Here is a 20,157-nt window from a genome sequence, read left to right as displayed (position 1 = left end):
AATTCACGGCTGCAAATTTCATGGCTTGGCCTATGCAGGATACATCAGGGAATGACGAGGTCAAACCGGCTACGACATGCATCGATCCTCAGACCGGGCCGCTGGTCCGGCGACCGCCGCAAGCTTACTGCCGGGGGCCGACGGTTCCGGTTACCTTGAGCCTTGCCGACCTCACCCAGCCCGAGACGTCATTGCCCGTTTTGGGATTTAAATACATGACGGACGACCAGCCATCATCGGTCAGCGCGTAGGCGACGAGTTGATCCTTCGGAATAACGAAGACCCCGCTGATCGGGCAGTGCAGATTTGGTGCCGAATAGAACTGCAGCCGTCCAGTGCCCGTCACCACATGGGCGAGTGGCGGTGAAAACATCGGCGCACGCGTCGTCCCCTCCTGCGGCTCCTTGCAGCTTGACGGCGTCTGCGCGCGCACCGACGCCCCCAGCAAGCCCAGGATCAAGGCGCTGCAAACGATGGAGGCGAGTACGGTTTTGTCCGGCATTGTTCGATCTCCCTGAATCGCCACGGCGGCGATCAACGCATCGTTTGTCGCTGAACCGCGCCGACAGGTTCTGGACGAAATGGCGATGCCAGCACGATCAAGACTTTCCTACGTACCTGATCGGCGGCGCGACAGGGCCGCATATCAGCCCGCGGACACGATCAGGCCGACCCTCATATCCTTGGCGAGATAGACGCATGTGTCATCGGCAAAGACACGGCCGTTGGCAATTCCAACCGCCAGTTTGCCGCGCCTGACCTGGCGCATGCTGACTTCGTAACGCACGCGCTTGATGTCCGGCTTGATGTCTCCGCGGAACTTGACCTCGCCGACACCGACGGCGCGGCCTTTGCCCGGTGAGCCCGACCAGCCAAGCCAATAGCCGATGATCTGCCACATCGCATCCAGCCCGAGACAACCCGGCATCACCGGGTCGCCCGGAAAGTGGCAGTCGAAAAACCAGAGATCCGGGGTGATATCGAGCTCGGCAATGACATGGCCCTTGCCGAATTCGCCGCCGTCCACGCTGATCGCGATGATGCGGTCCATCATCAGCATCGGCGGTGCCGGCAGCTGCGCATTGCCCGGGCCGAAGTAGCCGCCCTGGCCCGATTTGAGCAGATCGTCCTTGGTGTAGGACGATTGCGGCGTGTGAAACTCGCGAGGGTCGGACAAGGCCATGTTACCTCCGATGTTTGGCCGGCGGCCGCCGAAGGTCAGGCGACTTCGTCACGACCACTTTTCGACGCTGGCACGGGGCGGCAGGCGCACCATGCGTGTCGCCCCGTGCCTTTGCCGCCATTGGAGAACTCCTATCGAAGGTGTGCGCCCCCAAAATGTCAAAAACAACCCCATGCAAAGTAGCGGGCGGCCGCCGGCACTCGGAAAAGCCACTTGACGCGGCGGGCAACTCAGTGTAATTTTTCCACTATTCCGAAATCCTGAAAACGCCGGTCCGCCGCGCAATAATTTCCATTCCCGGAATGTCCGTGCGCGGCGTTGCCGCGCTTGGCCACGGGGTTCGGCCAGTCGGGGACGACGACACGAGCTAGGCGGGATGGCGTTTATCGAGCAACACATCATGACTTCGGGTGAAGTTGTCCTGCGGTACCTGCAAAGACTGGAAACTGACCAGACGGCACATCTGTGAGATTGGCGAAGTAACGTTCGCACGAATGCAAGACGATATCGTCTTCGTCCGCTCGATCTACGCCGATCGCGACCCACCTGGGCAGGAACGCGCGACGCTGATGGCGCGCACGCTAAACGATCTTGGGCTTGCCGATCGTGGACGCCTCTTTCCAGAAGTTAGTCCGCCAAGGTTCATTTGCCCGAAAGTTTCCGGGACGGTTGCGCCTTCGGCGCCTGATTAGGCGTGTCTCTCCCTTTGACGGTCGCGTCGACTGAAAATCGAGTTACCCAGTTTCGAACCTCAATTCGGTCCTGGTCGAGAATGATCTTTCCGCAATTTCCGTCCTTCATGGCTTCAAAGGCGGCCTAACGGACGCGAGGTCTCCCTTTGACACATCGACGGGCACGACATCCGCTGCTTCGTTGCCAGCTTCAGGCGCGCAGCCCTGGCGAATTGGCCCGGCGCCTGCAACCGGTACGTTTGACAATATTCAATCAATGGCGGAATCATTCCACGAATAGTGGAATTCAAGGGGCGCCAATGGACGGCCGAGACTCGCGCTGCAACGCTGAGATATCGCGAGACAGGGCTTCCGCGACATGAATTACCGTTGGGACTGGTCGGTCCTCTTCAAAGATACCTATATGGGTTGGCTGTGGAACGGTCTGCTCTGGACCGTGATCATCAGCCTTGCCAGTTGGGCCGTCGCGCTCACGGTCGGCGTCCTGATCGGAATCGCCCGGAGCGCCCCTTCGCGTAGTGCCCGGCTGCTGGCCGGGCTCTACATCGATGTCTTCCGCAACATTCCGCCGCTGGTGCAGCTCTTTCTCTGGTACTTCGTTCTGCCCGAGGTGGTCCCCGATGCCTTTGGGCTCTGGCTGAAGAGGGATCTGCCCTATCCAGAGGCCGTCACCGCTGTCGTGGCCATCGGCCTCTTCGCCGGCGCGCGCGTCGCCGAGCAGGTCCGCGCCGGAATCGAGGCGGTGGGCGCTCCGCTGATGCCGGCAGCGCTGGCGACGGGACTGCGCCCGGTGCAGGCTTTCCGACTGATCGCGCTGCCGCTGGGCCTGCGCGCCATTGTCGGGCCGCTGACTTCCGAATTCCTGATCACCGTCAAGCTCTCCTCTCTCAGCCTGACGATAGGCGTGCTCGAACTTACCGCGCAGAGCCGCCATGTCGAGAACTACACCTTCCAGGGCTTCGAGGTTTTCACCTTCGCGACGATCGGCTACCTTGTCATCGGCCTGTGCGTGACGGGGCTGATGCGCTTCATCGATCTCAAGATCGGCGGCGCGGCCCTGCGAAAAGCGCCGGCATGAGCGATTTCGACTGGGGCGTCATTGCCCGCTCCTCGGGGTTTCTGGCAGATGGCATGGCGCTCAGCGCGCTGCTCGTACTGGTCGCGACCGTCGGCGGGCTGATCCTCGGCTTCGGACTTGCGCTGATGCGGCTGTCCTCGCACCGGCTGCTCTCCGTCCCCGCCTCGGCCTACGTCACCGTGATGCGCACGCTACCGCTGGTGCTGGTGCTGTTCTGGTTCTACTTCCTCGTGCCGCTCGCCATCGGCAGGCCAGTCGGCTCGCTGGCCTCGGCACTATTAGCCTTCGTGCTGTTTGAGGCGGCGTTCTATTGCGAGATCGTCCGCGCCGGCATCTCGAACGTTCGCAACGGACAGAGTGATGCGGGGCTGGCGACCGGGCTGCGGCGCACTCAGGTGCTGCGCCTCATCATCCTGCCGCAGGCGCTGCGGGCGATGATGCCGCTGGTCCTGAACCAGATCGTCATCGTCTTCCAGGACACCTCGCTGGTCTATGTCGTCTCGCTGCATGATTTCCTGACCGCGGCGAGCGTCGTTGCATCCCGCGATGGGCGCGCCACTGAAATGTATACGCTGGTCGCTGTGGTTTATCTGGTGATTTGCCTGAGCACGACGAAAGCCGCCGAGTTCTACAGGAAGGGCCTGCCGTCATGATCGTCATCGAGGACTTGCATAAATCCTACGGCAACCAGCAAATCCTGTGCGGCTGCTCCGCTACGGTCAACCTCGGCGAGGTCGTGGTGGTTTGCGGGCCGTCCGGCTCCGGCAAGAGCACGCTGATCAAATGCATCAACGGGCTCGTGCCGTTCGAGCGCGGCGCAATCACCGTGGACGGCGTCTCCGTCTCCTCGCCCAAGACCGACCTGCCGGCCCTGCGCTCGCGCATCGGCATGGTCTTCCAGAGCTTCGAACTCTATCCACATATGACCGCGTTGCAGAATGTCAGCCTGGCCCAGATCCATGTGCTGAAGCGCTCACGGGCGGAGGCCGATGCGCGCTCGGAGAAAATTCTGGCGCGGGTCGGGCTCGGCGACAAGCGGGACAGCCGGCCCAGCCAGCTCTCAGGCGGGCAGCAGCAGCGCGTCTCAATCGCCCGCGCTCTGGCCATGGATCCACAGGCCATGCTCTTCGACGAGCCGACCTCGGCGCTCGACCCCGAAATGATCAACGAGGTGCTGGAAGTGATGCAGGAGCTCGCGCTCGAAGGCATGACCATGATGGTCGTGACCCATGAGATGGGTTTCGCCCAGCGCGTCGCCGATCGCGTGCTGTTCATGGACCGTGGCCAGATCGTGGAGGACACGCCCACGGCCCAGTTCTTCACCGCCCCCGCCTCGGAGCGGGCCAAGCAGTTCCTCACCAAGGTCCTGACGCATTGAGCGCCTGAGATGACCGCCCTTCCTCAACCAGACCCAGAAAAGGCGCTCGCAACATGCGCGTAAGTATTCTTGGAGCCGGCTCCGCCGCCTGCGCCGCCGCCGCTTATCTCTCGACGGCCGGGCATGACCCGATGCTGTGGTCGCCTTCCGGCCGGAGCACGGCAGCCTTCGCGGCAGGAGATCCGCTGCGGGCGACGATGGCGATCGAGACGAGTTTCCATCCGCGCATTGCCGGCGGTGCCGCCGAAGCCATCGCCGACGCGGACGTCTTGATGCTCGCGATGCCGGGCTACGCCCACAAGATGGCCTTCGATGCCGCGGCGCAGCACCTGCGGGATGGCCAGCCGATCATCATCAGCTCGCACGCCTCCTTTGGCGCGCTCTATCTCTCGCAGCAGCTCGCGGCGCGGGGAGTCCGTGCACCGATCATCACCTGGAACACGACGCTGACCACCGGCCGCAAGACTTCGCCCACCGAGGTCGCCGTCAACTCGGTGCGCTCGAAGGTCGATCTCGCGACGGTGCCGCAAAGCGGCAGCGCCGAAGGTCTCGCGCTCTGCACCGCGCTGTTCGGCGACCGCTTCGTCGAACGCGACGGGCTTCTCGCCATCGCGCTCAGCAACCTCAACCCGCAGAACCATCTCGGCATCGCCCTGTTCAACCTGACGCGCATGGAGCGCGGCGAGCGCTGGGGGCAGGCGGAGAACGTCACGCCGGCCGTCGGGCGTGTGATGGAAGCGCTCGACGCCGAGCGGCTGGCGATCGCCGAAGCCTTCGGCGTTTCGGTGCGGACCATCCGCGAACACTACGCTTACTCCTATCAACTTCCGGTCGCCAGCATCGCCGAGATGAATGCCGAACTACACAACCGCGGGCGCGGCGGCTTCGGCCCAGCCACGCTGGACAGCCGCTACGTCCTCGAGGACGCCCCCTTCGGATTGCTGCCGACGGTGCTGCTCGGGCGGCTCGTCGGGCGTCCGGCGACACTTCACGAGGCCGGGGTGACCATGCTCTCGGCGGCCTACGGCCGCGACTTCACACAAGACAATGACCTTCTGCCCGCGCTCGGCCTCATGCGGATGACACGGGAGGAACTCCAGACGCGAGCACGCGGAGGATTCTAGACACCCTCCCTCAGCCGGGGGCGGATCACCATGCGAGCGATCGCGACAACCGAGAGAGACCTATGACACCCAATCTTGCTGCCGCCACAGGCGCGTTCCTAGCCATCGGCCTCGCATCTTCGTCCGCCGGGGCGCAGGAGGTGGACTCCATCGTCAAGAAGTTGCGCGACACCCAGACCATCACCATGGGCGTCAGGGACGCTTTGTTTCCCTACAGTTACCTCGACGACAAAAAGAACCCCACGGGCTATTCGATCGAGTTCTGCACACGCATCATCGAGGACATCAAGAGCGAGTTGAACCTGCCGGAGATCAAGATCAAATACGTCCCGGTCACGATCCAGAACCGTCAGGCGCTCGTTGCCAATGGCACGATAGACCTCGAATGCGAAGGTACGGTCAACACCTTCGGCCGCAACAAGCAGGTTGACTTCTCGTCGGTCTCCTATGTTTCGTCGAGCCAGATGCTCGCTCTCAAGAGCACCGGCATCAAGAGCTATGACGATTTGAACGGCAAGATCGTCGCCGTGGCAACCGGCGGCAGTAGCGAGCCTGACCTCAAAAACCTCGTCGCCGAAAAGAAGCTGAACATCCGGATCCTGAACGTCGACGACCACGCGGCCGGGCTGATCACCGTGGAGACCAGGCGCGCCGACGCCTATTTCAGCGACAACGGCGCCTTCTACGGGCTGATACGGCAGTCGAAGAAGCCCGACGCGCTGGAAATCGTTGGCGATGAATATGGCTATGCGCCCCAAGGCTTCATGGTGCCCAAGCTAAACCCGACGATCATCTGGATCGTCAACCACTCCATGGGGAAGATGTTCAAATCGGGCGAGGCCGAAGCCCTGTTCAACAAGTGGTTCGGGCAGTTCGGTGCTCATGTCTCGCCGAAACTAAGGGCGGCCTGGGCCACCCAGTCCTACGCCGAGTGAGCCCGGCCTGACATCGCACCGGTGCTGCTTACAATCGGGACGATGCATCATTCTCTGAAGGCGCGCTTAAAATGTCTTGAAAGCGAAAATGCAAGAACATGACAGCCACGGTCGCAATCGAACTATCGGTCTGGATAAGGCACCGATAGTCGACTTCCGTGCACCCTGTTGGGTTCGCGACTTTGTTCAGAATGGTGGGAAACTGGCGCGCCCGGAACGATTCGAACGTCCGACCCTCAGATTCGTAGTCTGATGCTCTATCCAGCTGAGCTACGGGCGCATTCTCGCGGCAGACTATAAGCCCGCATGCATCCGGGAAGGCCCGGAAACAGCGCGAAAGAGCGCTCTAGCTACAGGCTCCGGGTTCGGTTGGCAAGGTCTTGGAGGCAGGTTCTGTCCCGCGATTTTGACCGGAAAGGGCGAAAATGGAGCCCATTTTCCTCCGTTTCGGGCGTGAACCCGAAATGTCGTACGACAACAACGGGATTCCGGGTTCGGCGCGTTGCGCCGCCCCGGAATGACGGCTCGGCTCACGCCCGTGCCCGCTCGTTCCGGATCGAGAGCAGTTCCACCGGGCGGTCCGGGATCGAGATCTGGAAGGTGGCGCCGATGGTACCCTCGACCAGATGGATATTGCCGCCATGGGCGCGGATCAGTTCGGCGGAGATGGCCAGTCCCAGCCCGCTGCCGCCGGGGCGGCCCGAGGTCTGGAAGGCCTCGAACAGATGCTCGCGCGCCTTGGCCGGCACGCCGGGGCCGGTGTCGGAGACCTCGATGATCGCAACCGTCCCCTCGCGGCGGCCGGTGATGCGGATCTGCAGGGCACCGCCGTCGCTGGCCGGCCGGTTCTCGAGCGCCTGCGCCGCGTTGCGCACGAGGTTGAGCAGCACACGGAACAGCTGGTCCGGATCGGCGTCGATGGTCAGCCCGCGCTCGATCGCGCTGATCCAGGTGATCGTGGCATCGGTGGCGAGGCCAGCGGATTCCCGTACCTCGGCGACCGCCGGCTCGACCGCGATGACGCGGCGGTCGGGCGCCGCCTCCTGCGCACGGCCGTAGGACAGCGTCGACTGGCAGAAGGCGATGGCGCGCTCCAGCGAGCGCAACAGCTTTGGCGCAAAGCGCTGCACCCGCGGATCGGGCACGCTGGCCAGCTGGTCCGACAGCAGTTGCGAGGAGGCCAGCAGATTGCGCAAATCATGATTGATCTTGGAGACGGCAAGGCCCAGGGCGGCGAGCCGGCTCTTCTGATGCAGCATCGAGACGAGGTCGCGCTGCATGTCCGACAGTTCGCGCTCGGCGACGCCGATCTCGTCGCCGCGCTGGCTCGGCACGATGATTCGCGCCGGGCTTTCCGGATTTTCGTGGAAGCCGATCAGGTTTGCGGTCAGCCGCCGCATCGGGCGGACGAACAGATAGTGGAGCGCGAGATAGACCAGGCCGGCGGTCAGCCCCGCGATCAGCAGCGCAACGACCAGGACGTTGCGCGAGAAGCGGTACATCGCTTGCCGCAGCGGCTTTTCGTCGATCACCACCTCGATGAACTGGGCCTGGCCCGGCGCCGCGCCGACCACGCGGATGGTCTGGTCGCCCCGCTCCAGCATGATCTCGAAGGCGTCGACGATCGCCGACCACACCGTCAAGTTTCGCATGTCGACGTCATGATCAATCGCGGCCGGCAGGTCGGCGCTGGCGAGCAGGCGGCGCTGCTGCCCCAGCTTGATGGCGACCGCGCGCGCGCCGATGCTGGTCAGGATCTGCCGCGACAGCGAATCCGGCACCATGCCGGAGGGCGCGGCATCGAGCACCAGCGCCGCGGTGTTGGCGGCGGCCAGGCGGTCATTCAGCCGGTTCATGCGGAAGTTGGCGATCGCCGGCACATAGATCAGCAGCCCGGCGATCATCACCAGGGGAATCGTCAGCAGCAACAGCTTGCCGGACAGCCCGAGCCGGAGGGATGGCTTGGGCCGCAGCTTCAGCGCGGTCGCCTGATCGTCGGTTACAGCCACAACTAAGGCCTTGTTTGGCTTAGGGGGTCGAAGATGCGGCTCGGCCCCCAAGCCGGTCAAATTACGGATCGCTAATGTCGGGCGGGTTCCCTCAGGCGCCTCAAAGCGCTGCCCCTTACCGCCAAAAACCCCGCGAAAACAGATATATTCGTCCCAATTGCGACCTTTCGAAGAAGTCCTTTTGCGACACCCTGCGACGTTGACGAAAAGGGGACGCTCCCTTATAAGCCGCGCAATTGTCCGCGATGGTCCGGTTCTTGACCGGAGGCGGCTCATTGGGGCCGTGAACGGCTCGCCGTGGGCCCGCCAGCATCACCGGACTTCATCTCAACGGACTTATCTTAATCCGGGCGAACTGCCCGGTCAGCGGAGACTTACCCGTGAAGCGGACTTATCAACCCAGCAAACTGGTGCGCAAGCGCCGTCACGGCTTCCGCGCTCGCCTCGCCACGACTGGCGGCCGCAAGGTCCTCGCCGCGCGCCGCGCGCGTGGCCGCAAGCGCCTGAGCGCCTAAGCCCGGACGTCTCCTCCCCGGAGATACCTTATGGATCGGCTAAGGCAGCGGGCGGACTTCCTCGCCGTTGCCAATGGCGCGCGGGCGAACAGTACGGCCTTTGTGCTGCAGGGACTGCGCCGCGACGATGATGGCCCGATCCGAGTCGGATTCACCGTCACCAAGAAGAACGGGACCGCGACCGAGCGAAACCGCATTCGCCGGCGGCTTCGCGAAGTGGTGAAGCGGGTCGACGTCATATCGATGCGGCCGCACCATGATTATGTGCTAGTCGGCCGCCGTGACGCGCTGACCCGTGACTTTGCGACCATGCTCGACGATCTGCGGTCGGCGCTACGCCGCCTCGACCGGCCTGCGCCCAAGGTGCCTGACAAGGCGCGTAATCCGAACGGAATGACGAGACCCCTAAGATGATGTCCGACAACCGCAACACCATCCTTGCCGTCATTCTGTCCGGGATCGTCCTGATCGCCTGGCAATATTTCTACAACGTGCCGCAGATGGAAAAGCAGCGCGCCGAGACCCAAAGGCAGACCGAGCTGCTGAAGCCGACGGCGCAGCCGACGCCTGGCCAGAGCCCCGCGACGACGCCATCGCCGTCAGCCAGCGGCACGCCAACCGCCACGCAACCCTCGGCCGTCGCCGAACCGGTCGTCAGCCGTGAAGCTGCCATCGCAGGCGCCCCGCGCGTCAAGATCGACACCCCGCGGATCACAGGCTCGATCTCGCTGAAGGGCGCGCGCATCGACGACATCGCACTGGTTCAGTTCCGCGAGACGGTCGACCCGGCCTCGCCGCCGATCGTGCTGTTCTCGCCGTCGCAGACCGCTGCCCCCTATTACGCCGAATTCGGCTGGGTGCCTGCGAGCGGCACGACGGCGCGCATCCCCGACCAGAACACCGAGTGGCAGCAGGACGGCTCCGGCAGCCTGACCCCGACCACCCCGGTGACTCTGAAATACGATAATGGCGCGGGCCTCACCTTCCGCCGCATCATTTCGATCGACGACCGCTACCTTTTCACCATCAAGGACGAGGTCAGCAATGTCGGGAGCGCGCCGGTTACGCTCTATCCGTTCGCGCTGATCTCGCGCCACGGCACGCCGCAGGTCTCCGGCTACTACATCCTGCATGAGGGCCTGACCGGCTATCTCGGCGAGCAGGGCCTGCAGGAATACGCCTACAAGAAGATCGACGACGCCAAGCAGATGACCTTCGACGTCACCGATGGCTGGCTCGGCATGACCGACAAGTACTGGGCGTCGGCGCTCTTGCCCGACACCACGGCCAAGCTGCATGTGACCTACAGGTCGAACGCGGTCGGCACCAACCACAATTACCAGACCGACTATTTGCAGGACGCGCAGACGCTGCCGATCGGCGGCACCATCAGCGCCAATGCGCGGCTGTTCGCCGGCGCCAAGGAAGCCAGCGTGGTCGGCATCAACTTCCCGCTGGTCGGCTTCGGCGGCTACACCAAGCAGCTCGGGCTGAACCATTTCGATCTGTTGATCGATTGGGGCTGGTTCTACTTCATCACCAAGCCGATGTTCCTGGCGCTCGACTGGTTTTACCACCTGTTCGGCAATTTCGGCGTCTCGATCCTGCTCGTGACCGTGATCGTGAAGCTGCTGTTCTTCCCGCTCGCCAACAAGTCCTACGCCTCGATGGCGAAGATGAAGTCGGTGCAGCCGCAGCTTGCCGCGCTGAAGGAGCGCTATCCCGACGACCGGGTGAAGCAGCAGCAAGAGATGATGGAGATCTACAAGAAGGAGAAGATCAACCCGATCGCCGGTTGTCTTCCCGTTGCGCTCCAGATTCCGGTATTCTTCTCGCTCTACAAGGTGCTGTTTATCACCATTGAAATGCGGCACGCGCCGTTCTTCGGCTGGGTCAAGGACCTGTCGGCGCCGGATCCGACCAATCTGTTCACGCTGTTCGGCCTTTTCCACTACGATCCGACGCAGCTTCCGATCTTCGGCCACTATCTGGCGCTCGGCATCTGGCCGATCATCATGGGCATCACGATGTGGTTCCAGATGAAGCTCAATCCGACGCCGCCGGATCCGACGCAGCAGATGATCTTCACCTGGATGCCGCTGATCTTCACCTTCATGCTGGCGGGCTTCCCGGCGGGCCTCGTGATCTACTGGGCCTGGAACAACACGCTCTCGGTTCTGCAGCAGAGCTTCATCATGCGCCGCAACGGCGTGAAGGTGGAACTGTTCGACAATCTGAAGTCCACGTTTGCGTCAAAAAAAGCGGTATCGAAGACCTAGCAAGCGCCGTTGCTTGGACGCGCAAAGCCGCAACTCGTCGTAGCCGGGCTAAAGCGCGTCTTCGCGCTTTAGCCCGGCTACGACGATGGATGGAAACCTTCGCATGAGCACCGAACCCGATGCGAAGCTGATCGAGGCAGGGCGAAAGCTGTTCGCCGGCGACTGGCACTTCATCTGGGCCTCGCCCTCGATCGAAACGCTGCCGCCGATGGCAGGGCTAGAGGTCGCCTTTGCCGGCCGCTCCAATGTCGGCAAGTCGAGCCTGATCAACGCGCTGACCGGCCGCGGCAGCCTGGCACGCACCTCGCACACGCCGGGCCGCACCCAGGAGCTGATCTTCTTCGAGGGCCCGGAGAGTGCGGACGTCCGCCTGGTCGACATGCCCGGCTACGGCTACGCCTCGGCGCCCAAGGTCAAGGTGGCGTCGTGGACGGCGCTGATCCACAAATTCCTGCTCGGACGCGCCACGCTGGCGCGGGTCTATGTGCTGATCGACGCCCGTCACGGCATCAAGGACGTCGATCTCGACGTGCTCAAGACACTGAATAAATCCGCCGTCAGCTATCAGGTAGTGCTGACCAAGGCCGACCAGGTCAAGGCCGGCGAATTGAGCACGACGCTCGCCGACACAATTGCAGCGCTGGCCAAACACCCCGCGGCATTCCCCGAGGTGCTGGTGACCTCGTCGCGCACCGGCGCCGGGATGCCGGAGCTGCGCGCCGCGATGCTGCGCCTGATCGAAGAGCGGCGCTGATGGCCGGCCTGCATCGCATCCTGATCGGCCTTGCCGGGCTGATGGGCGCCTGTGGCGTGGTGCTGGCGGCCGCCGCAGCCCACCTCGCCGACGCGTCGCGGCTGGGGGCCGCCTCCTCGATGCTGCTGTTTCACGCCACCGCCGTGCTTGCGACCGTGGCGGTCGCGGACCGCGCCATCGTTCATGCGAGGATCGGAACCGTTGCGGCGATCGGTTTCGTCATCGCGGCGTCATTGTTCGCGGGCGACCTGACGGTTCGCCAATATGCCAGCCACGGATTGTTTCCGATGGCCGCCCCGACCGGCGGAACATTGCTGATTCTGAGCTGGGTGGTGCTGGCGATCGCGGCGATGTGGCCGAAGCGTTGATTCGTAGCCCGGATGGAGCGAAGCGAAATCCGGGAATCCTCTCGCGGATACCAGGCCCCGGATTGCGCTTCGCTCCATCCGGGCTACGAATACCAGCCCCCACTTTGCGCCCTGCCCGCCAATCGGATAGAACCCTGCGCGCCCCTCCGCTGACGACGAGACCCGCCCCATGACCGACCAGCAGATCAGCCCGCTCGATCAGGCCCGTATCCTGTCCGAGGCGCTGCCGCACATGCAGGAATATGACGAGGAAACCATCGTCATCAAGTATGGCGGCCATGCCATGGGCTCCGAGGACACCGCAAAGGCCTTCGCGCGCGACATCGTGCTGCTCGAGCAGACCGCGATCAATCCGGTGGTGGTGCACGGCGGCGGCCCGCAGATCGCGACCATGCTAAAGCGCCTCGGCATCCAGTCGGAATTCGCAGCCGGACTGCGCATCACTGACGCCGCGACCATCGAGATCGTCGAGATGGTGCTGGCGGGCTCGGTCAACAAGCAGATCGTCGGCTACATCAACGCGGCCGGCGGCAAGGCCGTGGGCCTCTCCGGCAAGGACGGCAACATGGTGAAGGCGTCGAAGACGACGCGCACCATGGTCGACCCGGATTCCAACATCGAGAAGGCGATCGATCTCGGCTTCGTCGGCGATCCCGAAAAGGTCGATCTCACGCTGCTCAACCAGCTGATCGGCTATGACCTGATCCCGGTGCTGGCGCCGCTGGCAACGTCGAAGGACGGCCAGACGCTGAACATCAACGCCGACACCTTTGCCGGCGCGATCGCGGGCGCGCTGAAGGCCAAGCGGCTGTTGCTGCTGACCGACGTGCCCGGCGTGCTCGACAAGTCCAAGAAGCTGATTCCGGACCTGTCGATCAAGGATGCCCGCAAGCTGATCGCCGACGGTACGATTTCGGGCGGCATGATCCCGAAGGTCGAGACCTGCATCTACGCGCTCGAACAGGGTGTGCAGGGCGTCGTGATCATCGACGGCAAGACGCAGCACGCGGTGCTGCTCGAACTCTTCACCAACCAGGGCACGGGCACGCTGATCCACAAGTGATGCGAGATGCGGGCACGCGCATACGAAGCGTCATGGCCGGGTTTATCCCGGCCATCCACGTCTTGTTTGCTCGCCGGGCGAAAGACGTGGATGCCCGGGGCATTTCTGTCCATACGCGCTTCGCGCTTTTGCCCGGGCATGACGAACAGAGCGTGAGGCGCTCTCTCCGGTCTCCACTCACGCGGCTCTTGATGTCGCTACCGGCCGCGATCGTGTCGGTTCTGTTCTCCGGGGCGCCGGCGCTGGCCGACCTGAAGCTCTGCAACCGCATGAGCTATGTGGTCGAGGCCGCGATCGGCATCGACGACAAGGCGGCGACCGCGACGCGGGGCTGGTTCCGGATCGATCCTGCGACCTGCCGCGTCGTGGTGCAGGGCCAGCTCACCGCCGACCGCGTGCTCTTGAATGCGCGCGCGCTCGGCGTCTACGGCGCCTCGCCGATCCCGCAGAACGGCACCGACACGCTCTGCGTCGCGCAGGATAATTTCGTGATCGCCGCTGCGCGCCAGTGCCGCGCGGGCCAGACGCCCGCACAGTTCACCCAGATCACGCCGACGCAGGGCGATGACGGCAACCTCACCGCCTATCTCGCCGAGGACAGCGAATATGACGACGAACAGGCGCGGCTCGCCGCCATCCAGCGCCTGCTGGTGATCGCGGGCTATGATGCGGCACCGATCGACGGCGTCGACGGGCCGAAGACGCAAGGCGCGCTGTCCGCATTCCTGAGGAGCCGCGGGCTCGCCAGCGACATCGTGCAATCGCCGACCTTCTTCACCGCGATGGTTGACGCCGTGCAGAAGCCATCATCATCGGGGCTGACGTGGTGCAACGACACCCCGCACAAGGTGATGGCCGCAGTCGCGACCGACGACGGCAAGGTGGTGACCAGCCGCGGCTGGTATCGCGTCGATCCCGGCAAGTGCCTGCATCCCGACGTGACGGGCGCGCCGAAACAGATCTACTCCTTCGCCGAAGCCGTCGACGGCGACAACCGCACCATCAGGGTCAAGGACAAGCCGCTGAACTGGGGCGGCCTCACCCAGCTATGCACCCGGGAAAGCACGTTCGAGATCAATGACCAGGGCGACTGCGCCAACCGCGGCCTCGCCGTAACAGGCTTTGTGCCCGTCGACATGACCAGCGGCGGCAAGACGCTGCGCTTTGCGATGCCGTGATGGCCCCCTCTTTGCCGTGAGAGCATGATGAAAACTCCCCGCAGCTTCGGCCATGTCGACACCTGGGTGTTCGACCTCGACAACACCCTGTACCCGCATCACGTCAATCTGTGGCAGCAGGTCGACGCGCGGATCGGCGAGTTCGTCAGCAACTGGCTGAAGATTTCGCCGGAGGAAGCACGGCTGATACAGAAGGACTATTACCTGCGCTACGGCACCACGATGCGCGGCATGATGACCGAGCACGGCGTGCGCGCCGACGACTATCTCGCCTATGTGCACAAGATCGACCACTCGCCGCTCGAGCCTAATCCGGCGATGGGGGCTGCGATCGCGAAGCTGCCGGGGCGCAAGCTGATCCTGACCAACGGCTCGACCGACCATGTCGATGCGGTGCTCGGCCGGCTCGGCATCAGCGATCATTTCGACGGCGTGTTCGACATCATCGCCGCCGATCTCGAGCCGAAGCCGGCGCCGCAGACCTACCAGAAATTCCTGAAGCTCCATGACGTCGATCCCACGCGGTCGGCGATGTTCGAGGACCTCGCGCGAAACCTGGTCGTTCCGCACCAGCTCGGCATGGCCACCGTGCTTGTGGTGCCCGACGGCAGCCGGGAGGTGGTGCGCGAGACCTGGGAGCTCGAAGGCCGCGACGCCGAACACGTCGACCACGTCACCGATGATCTAACCGGGTTTTTGCAGCAGTTAACGCCCTGACGACGGCGGAGTTTGCCTTGACTCCGCGGCCCCAAATCCTGAAAAAGCCTTCCAACCTCCCGTCATAATCCCGATACGCCCAAGGATTGTCCCGATGTCGCTGTCCGCCCTCGAATCCACCGTCAACACCGCATTCGATGCCCGCGACGGCGTTTCGACCTCGACCAAAGGCGAGGTCCGCGAGGCGGTCGATCACGCGCTGGAGCTGCTCGACAAGGGCGAGGCCCGCGTCGCCGAGCGCGAAGCCAGCGGCAAGTGGAAGGTCAATCAGTGGCTGAAGAAGGCCGTGCTGCTCTCGTTCCGCCTCAACGACATGAGCGCCATTCCCGGCAGCCCCGGCAATGCCTCGTCGTGGGACAAGGTGCCGATGAAGTTCGAGGGCTGGGGCGAGAACCGTTTTCGCGATGCCGGCTTCCGCGCCGTGCCGGGCGCGATCGTGCGCCGTTCCGCCTTCATCGCCCGCAACGTCGTGCTGATGCCGTCCTTCGTCAATCTCGGTGCTTATGTCGATGAAGCGACCATGATCGACACCTGGTCGACGGTCGGCTCCTGCGCCCAGATCGGCAAGCGCGTGCACATCTCCGGCGGCGTCGGCATCGGCGGCGTGCTCGAACCGTTGCAGGCCGAGCCCGTCATCGTCGAGGACGATTGCTTCATCGGCGCTCGCTCGGAAGTGGCCGAAGGCGTGATCGTGCGCAAGGGCGCGGTGCTGGCGATGGGCGTGTTCCTCGGCGCCTCCACCAAGATCGTCGATCGCGAGACCGGCGAGATCTTCATCGGCGAGGTCCCGGAATATTCCGTCGTGGTGCCCGGCACAATGCCGCCAAAGCTCATGAAGAACGGCCAGCCGGGCCCGGCCGTCGCCTGCGCCGTGATCGTCAAGCGTGTCGACGAGCGCACCCGCTCCAAGACCAGCATCAACGAGCTGCTGCGGGACTAAGAAGCGCTGCGGCAATTCCTCATCCCTCACCGTCACCCTGAGGTGCTCGCGAAAGCGAGCCTCGAAGGGTCAACGGCCCCGGACCGGGCCGCGCATCCTTCGAGGCTCGCAAGAGCTCGCACCTCAGGATGACGGGTCCAACGGGATCGAACCAACCATCGTCTCAAGTCGACAAAACTCCGGGCCGCGAGCATTGCCGCCGCCCGGAGTTTTTTATGGATTGGACGTCGTACCTTTTCAGCTTCAAGGGCCGCATCAACCGTGCCAAATACTGGCTCGCGGGACTGATCATCTTGTTCTGGATGCTGTTCCTGGCCGCGCTGACGGCTGGCGCCATCGGCTTGTTCGGTGGCAAGATGTCGTTCGGATTCAGCATCGACGACCTCTTCAAGGCCATCGATCCCGCGACCTACCACGCAATCCCGTTGAGCAGGCTTCCGGTCTTGCTGATCAAGATCGCAGGCACGGCGCTGTTCCTGTGGGTCTACTTCGCGGCCGCGATCAAGCGCCTGCACGATCGCGACAAGAGCGGATGGTGGATCGTACCATTCTTTATCCTGCCCGGGCTCTGTAGCCAGTTCGAGGATCGCCTTCCCGACAGCACATGGATCATGCCGCTGGTGCTTGCGTCGTCCGCACTCTATCTCTGGGGTTTCATCGAACTTGGCTGCCTGCGCGGCACTCCGCGCGCCAACCAGTTCGGCTCCGACCCGCTTGGCAAGATTCAAACCCGCCCGCGCAGCGACCGCGACATCAGGCCGCGTCCCACGCAAGGCTGGGATCAGCAGAGCGAGATCGAATTGGTGCCGCACAAAGCTGGCCCACCTCCGGTATGGCGTGTTAAGCGGGACGCATGACTGATGCCATCTCGATCACGCGCGATCTCGTTCGCTGCCCGTCCGTCACCCCGGCCGATGCCGGAGCTCTCGGCGTTCTCGAAAATCTGCTGAAGGCCGCCGGTTTCGACGTCCATCGCATGACATTCTCGGAAGCAGGCACCGCCGATATCGACAATCTCTATGCCCGCATCGGCAGCGAGGCGCCGCATATCACCTTCGCCGGCCACACCGATGTGGTGCCACCGGGCGATGAATCCGCGTGGACGCTCGGTGCCTTCTCCGGCGAGGTGAAGGACGGTTTTCTCTACGGTCGCGGTGCCGTCGACATGAAGGGCGGCATCGCCTGCAGCGTCGCCGCGGTGCTGCAATATCTGAAGGACAATGGCGGTAAGCCAAAAGGCTCGATCTCGTTCCTGATCACCGGCGATGAGGAAGACGTCTCGGTCAATGGCACCGTCAAGCTGCTGAAATGGTGCGCCGAACGCGGCGAGAAGTTCGACCATTGCGTGCTCGGCGAGCCCTCGAATGTCGAGGTGCTTGGCGACATGATCAAGGTTGGCCGCCGCGGCTCGCAGTCCGGCACGCTTGTTGTCGATGGCGTGCAGGGCCATGTCGCCTATCCGCACCGCGCCTCGAACCCGGTGCCCGACATCTCGCGGCTGATCGTAGCCCTGAGCGACCAGCCGCTCGATCACGGCAGCGCGCAATTCCAGGCGAGCAATCTCGAATTCACCACTGTGGACGTCGGCAACACCGCGGGCAACGTGATCCCCGGCCAGGCGCGCGCGAAATTCAACATCCGTTTCAACGACAACCACACCCAGGAGACCCTGCGCCGGCTGGTCGACGCGCGCCTCGAAACGGCCTGCGGCAATCGCATCCGCGCCCACATCGAATGGTTGCCGTCGAACTCCAATGTGTTCGTCACCAAGCCGGGGCCGTTCACCGACCTCGCTGTCTCGGCGATCGAGGAGGTCACCGGCCGCAAGCCGGAGCTCTCCACCTCTGGCGGCACCTCGGACGCGCGCTTCATCTCCAGCTATTGCCCGGTGATCGAGTTCGGCCTGGTCGGCCAGACCATGCACCAGATCGACGAGCGCACCCCGGTGTCCGATCTGGAGAAGCTGACGAAGGTCTATCGCGGCGTGCTGGATAGGTATTTCGGCTAAGCTTCTCCCTCGCCCCGCTCTTGCGGGGAGAGGGTTGGGGTGAGGGGCTCCATCCACGAAGATGGTGTGAGACGGACTCACGGAGACTCCCCCTCACCCGGATCGCATTCCGCTTCGCTGCATGCAATCCGGCCTCTCCCCGCAAGCGGGGCGAGGCTAAGTGAGCGCGCCACTAATAATCCACCCGCATCAGATACAGCCCGTCCGGCGGCGCGACGGGGCCGCAGGCGGCGCGGTTGCGGGCGGCGAGTGCTGTGGCGAGATCGTCCGCGCTCCAGCGGCCTTCGCCGACCCAGACCAGCGATCCCACCATCGAGCGCACCTGGCTGTGCAGGAACGAGCGCGCCGAGGTGACGATGTTGACCGCGTCGCCGTCTCTGATGACGTCGAGCTGATCGAGCGTCTTCTCCGGCGACTTGGCCTGGCACTCGGTGTCGCGGAAGGTGGTGAAATCATGCTTGCCGAGCAGACGCTGTGCGGCCGCGTGCATTGCATCCGCGTCGAGCGGGCGTGGCACGCGCCAGGTGCGGGCGATGTCGAGCGCAAGGTTGGCGCGGGTGTTGGCGATGCGATAAAGATAGTGCCGCTTGATGGCCGAGAAGCGTGCCTGAAAATCGTCTGGCACGATATCGGCCGCGAGCACGCCGATCGGGTGCGGGCGCAGATGGGCGTTCAGCCCGTCACGTAAGCGGCCCGGCGGAAACGGTTTTGCGATGTCGCAATGCGCGACCTGGCCGCGCGCGTGCACGCCGGCATCGGTGCGGCCGGCGCCGTGGACGCGCACGTCCTCGCCGCAGATCGCCTTGACCGCCTTCTCCAGCGCGCCCTGCACGGTCGGCGCGTTGTCCTGGATCTGCCAGCCGGAGAACGGCGTGCCGTCATATTCAATGATGAGCTTGTAGCGGGGCATCAGGCGAGCCGCGCGGGCGGCTTCAGCGGCGCGCCGCGCAGGAAGTCTGATGCCTTCATCCGCGCCTTGCCTTCGCGCTGCAGTTCGAGCAGGCGGATCGCGCCCTCGCCGCAGGCGATCGCAAGATTGTCGTCGAGCACGTCGCCGGGCGCACCCGAGCCTTTAGTCAATTCGCAGCGCAAGATCTTCAGACGCACCGGCCCGCCGTCATCGGCCAGTTCGCACCAGGCGCCGGGAAACGGCGACAGCCCATGAATATGCCGCAGCACCGCGTGTGCCGGCTTGCTCCAGTCGATCCGCGCCTCGGCCTTGTCAATCTTGGCGGCGTAGGTGACACCGTCCTCGCTCTGCTTGGTGAGCTGCAATCGCCCGCGCTCCAGCGCGCCGATGGCGCGGACCATCAAATCCGCACCGAGCGGCGCCAGCGCGTCGTGCAGATCTGACGCCGTCATGCTGTCCGATATCGCCAACCGCTCGGCCATCGCAACGTCGCCGGTGTCGAGGCCGACATCCATCTTCATCACCATCACGCCGCTTTCGGCATCGCCGGCCATGATGGCGCGGTTGATCGGCGCGGCGCCGCGCCAGCGCGGCAACAGCGAGGCATGCAGATTGAAGCAGCCGAGCTTTGGCGCATCGAGAATGGCCTGTGGCAAGATCATGCCATAGGCGACGACGACCGCCGCATCCGCATCGTGGGCGCGAAACTCCTCAAGCGCTTCCGGCGTCTTCAGCGTCTTCGGCGTCAGCACGGGAATGCCGAGCCGCCGCGCCTCCTGCTCGACGGGCGTCGGCTGCAATTGCAGGCCGCGCCGTCCGCCCGGCTTCGGCGCGCGGGTGTAGACGGCCGCGACCTCATGGCCGTACGCCACCAGCTCCAGCAGCGTCGGCACCGCGAAATCGGGCGTGCCCATGAAGATCAGGCGGAGAGGCATGAGGCTTACTCGGAAGAAAGAAGAGTTTCCGTCATGCCCGGGCTTGACCCGGGCATCCACGTTCTTCGACAGCGAAGCAAGACGTGGATGG

The 20,157-nt window shown here is 64.0% G+C and carries 21 protein-coding genes, 1 tRNA gene and 1 riboswitch; of the genes, 16 read left to right on the top strand and 6 right to left on the bottom strand.

Going from position 1 to position 20,157, the window contains the following annotated elements; genetic code table 11:
* Positions 1 to 124: 124 nt before the first annotated feature.
* Together UP09_RS25085 and fabA are read right to left on the bottom strand one after the other, a co-directional pair.
* On the bottom strand, positions 125 to 502 hold the full coding sequence (locus UP09_RS25085) for a hypothetical protein (protein ID WP_044540961.1): 378 nt from the start codon (positions 500 to 502) through the stop codon (positions 125 to 127).
* A 144-nt stretch (positions 503 to 646) separates the two neighbouring features.
* The gene (gene fabA / locus UP09_RS25080; protein WP_502689076.1) at positions 647 to 1,183 is read right to left on the bottom strand and encodes a bifunctional 3-hydroxydecanoyl-ACP dehydratase/trans-2-decenoyl-ACP isomerase; all 537 of its coding nucleotides are present in this window, start codon (positions 1,181 to 1,183) and stop codon (positions 647 to 649) included.
* 628 nt (positions 1,184 to 1,811) lie between these two features.
* Positions 1,812 to 1,899: riboswitch (glycine riboswitch) on the bottom strand.
* 334 nt (positions 1,900 to 2,233) lie between these two features.
* Here fabA and UP09_RS25075 point away from each other — a divergent pair.
* The 5 genes from UP09_RS25075 (at position 2,234) to UP09_RS25055 (ending at position 6,390) form a co-directional block, all read left to right on the top strand.
* Complete coding sequence (locus UP09_RS25075) at positions 2,234 to 2,953, top strand: amino acid ABC transporter permease (RefSeq protein ID WP_044540960.1); 720 nt, start codon at positions 2,234 to 2,236, stop codon at positions 2,951 to 2,953.
* Positions 2,950 to 3,606 carry an amino acid ABC transporter permease gene (locus UP09_RS25070; RefSeq protein WP_044540959.1) on the top strand — a complete coding sequence of 219 codons (657 nt, stop codon included), beginning with the start codon at positions 2,950 to 2,952 and terminating at the stop codon, positions 3,604 to 3,606. Before UP09_RS25075 ends, UP09_RS25070 begins: the two co-directional genes overlap by 4 nt.
* Positions 3,603 to 4,331 carry an amino acid ABC transporter ATP-binding protein gene (locus UP09_RS25065; RefSeq protein WP_044540958.1) on the top strand — a complete coding sequence of 243 codons (729 nt, stop codon included), beginning with the start codon at positions 3,603 to 3,605 and terminating at the stop codon, positions 4,329 to 4,331. The genes UP09_RS25070 and UP09_RS25065 overlap by 4 nt, the downstream gene beginning before the upstream one ends.
* A gap of 53 nt (positions 4,332 to 4,384) precedes the next feature.
* Positions 4,385 to 5,455, top strand: a complete 1,071-nt coding sequence (locus UP09_RS25060) for an NAD/NADP octopine/nopaline dehydrogenase family protein (protein WP_044540957.1) — start codon at positions 4,385 to 4,387, stop codon at positions 5,453 to 5,455.
* Positions 5,456 to 5,517: 62 nt separating this feature from the next.
* Positions 5,518 to 6,390, top strand: coding sequence for an amino acid ABC transporter substrate-binding protein (locus tag UP09_RS25055; RefSeq protein ID WP_044540956.1), 873 nt, complete (start codon positions 5,518 to 5,520; stop codon positions 6,388 to 6,390).
* Between the two features lie 203 nt (positions 6,391 to 6,593).
* On the opposite strand, the gene UP09_RS25050 is transcribed toward UP09_RS25055, so the two are convergent.
* Positions 6,594 to 6,670 (bottom strand) — tRNA-Arg (locus UP09_RS25050).
* A gap of 250 nt (positions 6,671 to 6,920) precedes the next feature.
* Entirely contained in the window at positions 6,921 to 8,399 is a 1,479-nt protein-coding gene (locus tag UP09_RS25045) for a sensor histidine kinase (protein ID WP_044540955.1), read from the bottom strand.
* Positions 8,400 to 8,779: 380 nt separating this feature from the next.
* On the opposite strand from UP09_RS25045, the gene rpmH reads away from it, so the two are divergent.
* The 11 genes from rpmH (at position 8,780) to dapE (ending at position 18,221) form a co-directional block, all read left to right on the top strand.
* The gene (gene rpmH, locus UP09_RS25040; RefSeq protein ID WP_006609582.1) at positions 8,780 to 8,914 is read left to right on the top strand and encodes a 50S ribosomal protein L34; all 135 of its coding nucleotides are present in this window, start codon (positions 8,780 to 8,782) and stop codon (positions 8,912 to 8,914) included.
* 30 nt (positions 8,915 to 8,944) lie between these two features.
* Positions 8,945 to 9,328, top strand: a complete 384-nt coding sequence (gene rnpA, locus UP09_RS25035; RefSeq protein ID WP_044540953.1) for a ribonuclease P protein component — start codon at positions 8,945 to 8,947, stop codon at positions 9,326 to 9,328.
* Positions 9,328 to 11,193: a membrane protein insertase YidC gene (gene yidC / locus UP09_RS25030; protein WP_044541208.1), complete on the top strand. Its 1,866-nt coding sequence runs from the start codon at positions 9,328 to 9,330 to the stop codon at positions 11,191 to 11,193. Before rnpA ends, yidC begins: the two co-directional genes overlap by 1 nt.
* A gap of 103 nt (positions 11,194 to 11,296) precedes the next feature.
* Complete coding sequence (gene yihA, locus UP09_RS25025; RefSeq protein ID WP_044540952.1) at positions 11,297 to 11,947, top strand: ribosome biogenesis GTP-binding protein YihA/YsxC; 651 nt, start codon at positions 11,297 to 11,299, stop codon at positions 11,945 to 11,947.
* Positions 11,947 to 12,315 (top strand): DUF423 domain-containing protein, encoded by a 369-nt coding sequence (locus tag UP09_RS25020; RefSeq protein WP_044540951.1) that lies wholly within the window; start codon positions 11,947 to 11,949, stop codon positions 12,313 to 12,315. The genes yihA and UP09_RS25020 overlap by 1 nt, the downstream gene beginning before the upstream one ends.
* A 169-nt stretch (positions 12,316 to 12,484) precedes the next feature.
* Positions 12,485 to 13,378 carry an acetylglutamate kinase gene (argB, locus tag UP09_RS25015; RefSeq protein WP_044540950.1) on the top strand — a complete coding sequence of 298 codons (894 nt, stop codon included), beginning with the start codon at positions 12,485 to 12,487 and terminating at the stop codon, positions 13,376 to 13,378.
* A gap of 191 nt (positions 13,379 to 13,569) precedes the next feature.
* Entirely contained in the window at positions 13,570 to 14,556 is a 987-nt protein-coding gene (locus UP09_RS25010) for a DUF1036 domain-containing protein (RefSeq protein ID WP_044540949.1), read from the top strand.
* A 24-nt stretch (positions 14,557 to 14,580) separates the two neighbouring features.
* Positions 14,581 to 15,273: a pyrimidine 5'-nucleotidase gene (locus tag UP09_RS25005; RefSeq protein ID WP_044540948.1), complete on the top strand. Its 693-nt coding sequence runs from the start codon at positions 14,581 to 14,583 to the stop codon at positions 15,271 to 15,273.
* A gap of 94 nt (positions 15,274 to 15,367) precedes the next feature.
* The gene (gene dapD, locus UP09_RS25000) at positions 15,368 to 16,213 is read left to right on the top strand and encodes a 2,3,4,5-tetrahydropyridine-2,6-dicarboxylate N-succinyltransferase (protein WP_044540947.1); all 846 of its coding nucleotides are present in this window, start codon (positions 15,368 to 15,370) and stop codon (positions 16,211 to 16,213) included.
* A gap of 215 nt (positions 16,214 to 16,428) precedes the next feature.
* Complete coding sequence (locus tag UP09_RS24995; RefSeq protein ID WP_044540946.1) at positions 16,429 to 17,070, top strand: DUF805 domain-containing protein; 642 nt, start codon at positions 16,429 to 16,431, stop codon at positions 17,068 to 17,070.
* On the top strand, positions 17,067 to 18,221 hold the full coding sequence (gene dapE / locus UP09_RS24990) for a succinyl-diaminopimelate desuccinylase (protein ID WP_044540945.1): 1,155 nt from the start codon (positions 17,067 to 17,069) through the stop codon (positions 18,219 to 18,221). Before UP09_RS24995 ends, dapE begins: the two co-directional genes overlap by 4 nt.
* 172 nt (positions 18,222 to 18,393) lie before the next feature.
* On the opposite strand, the gene truA is transcribed toward dapE, so the two are convergent.
* A complete protein-coding gene (truA, locus tag UP09_RS24985; protein WP_044540944.1) occupies positions 18,394 to 19,131 on the bottom strand; it encodes a tRNA pseudouridine(38-40) synthase TruA in 738 nt (245 codons plus the stop codon).
* Positions 19,131 to 20,066 (bottom strand): methionyl-tRNA formyltransferase, encoded by a 936-nt coding sequence (gene fmt / locus UP09_RS24980; RefSeq protein WP_044540943.1) that lies wholly within the window; start codon positions 20,064 to 20,066, stop codon positions 19,131 to 19,133. Before fmt ends, truA begins: the two co-directional genes overlap by 1 nt.
* Positions 20,067 to 20,157 lie beyond the last annotated feature (91 nt).

The organism is Bradyrhizobium sp. LTSP885, assembly GCF_000938305.1.
GTDB lineage: Bacteria > Pseudomonadota > Alphaproteobacteria > Rhizobiales > Xanthobacteraceae > Bradyrhizobium.
This window is presented reverse-complemented; position numbering and strand designations above follow the sequence as displayed.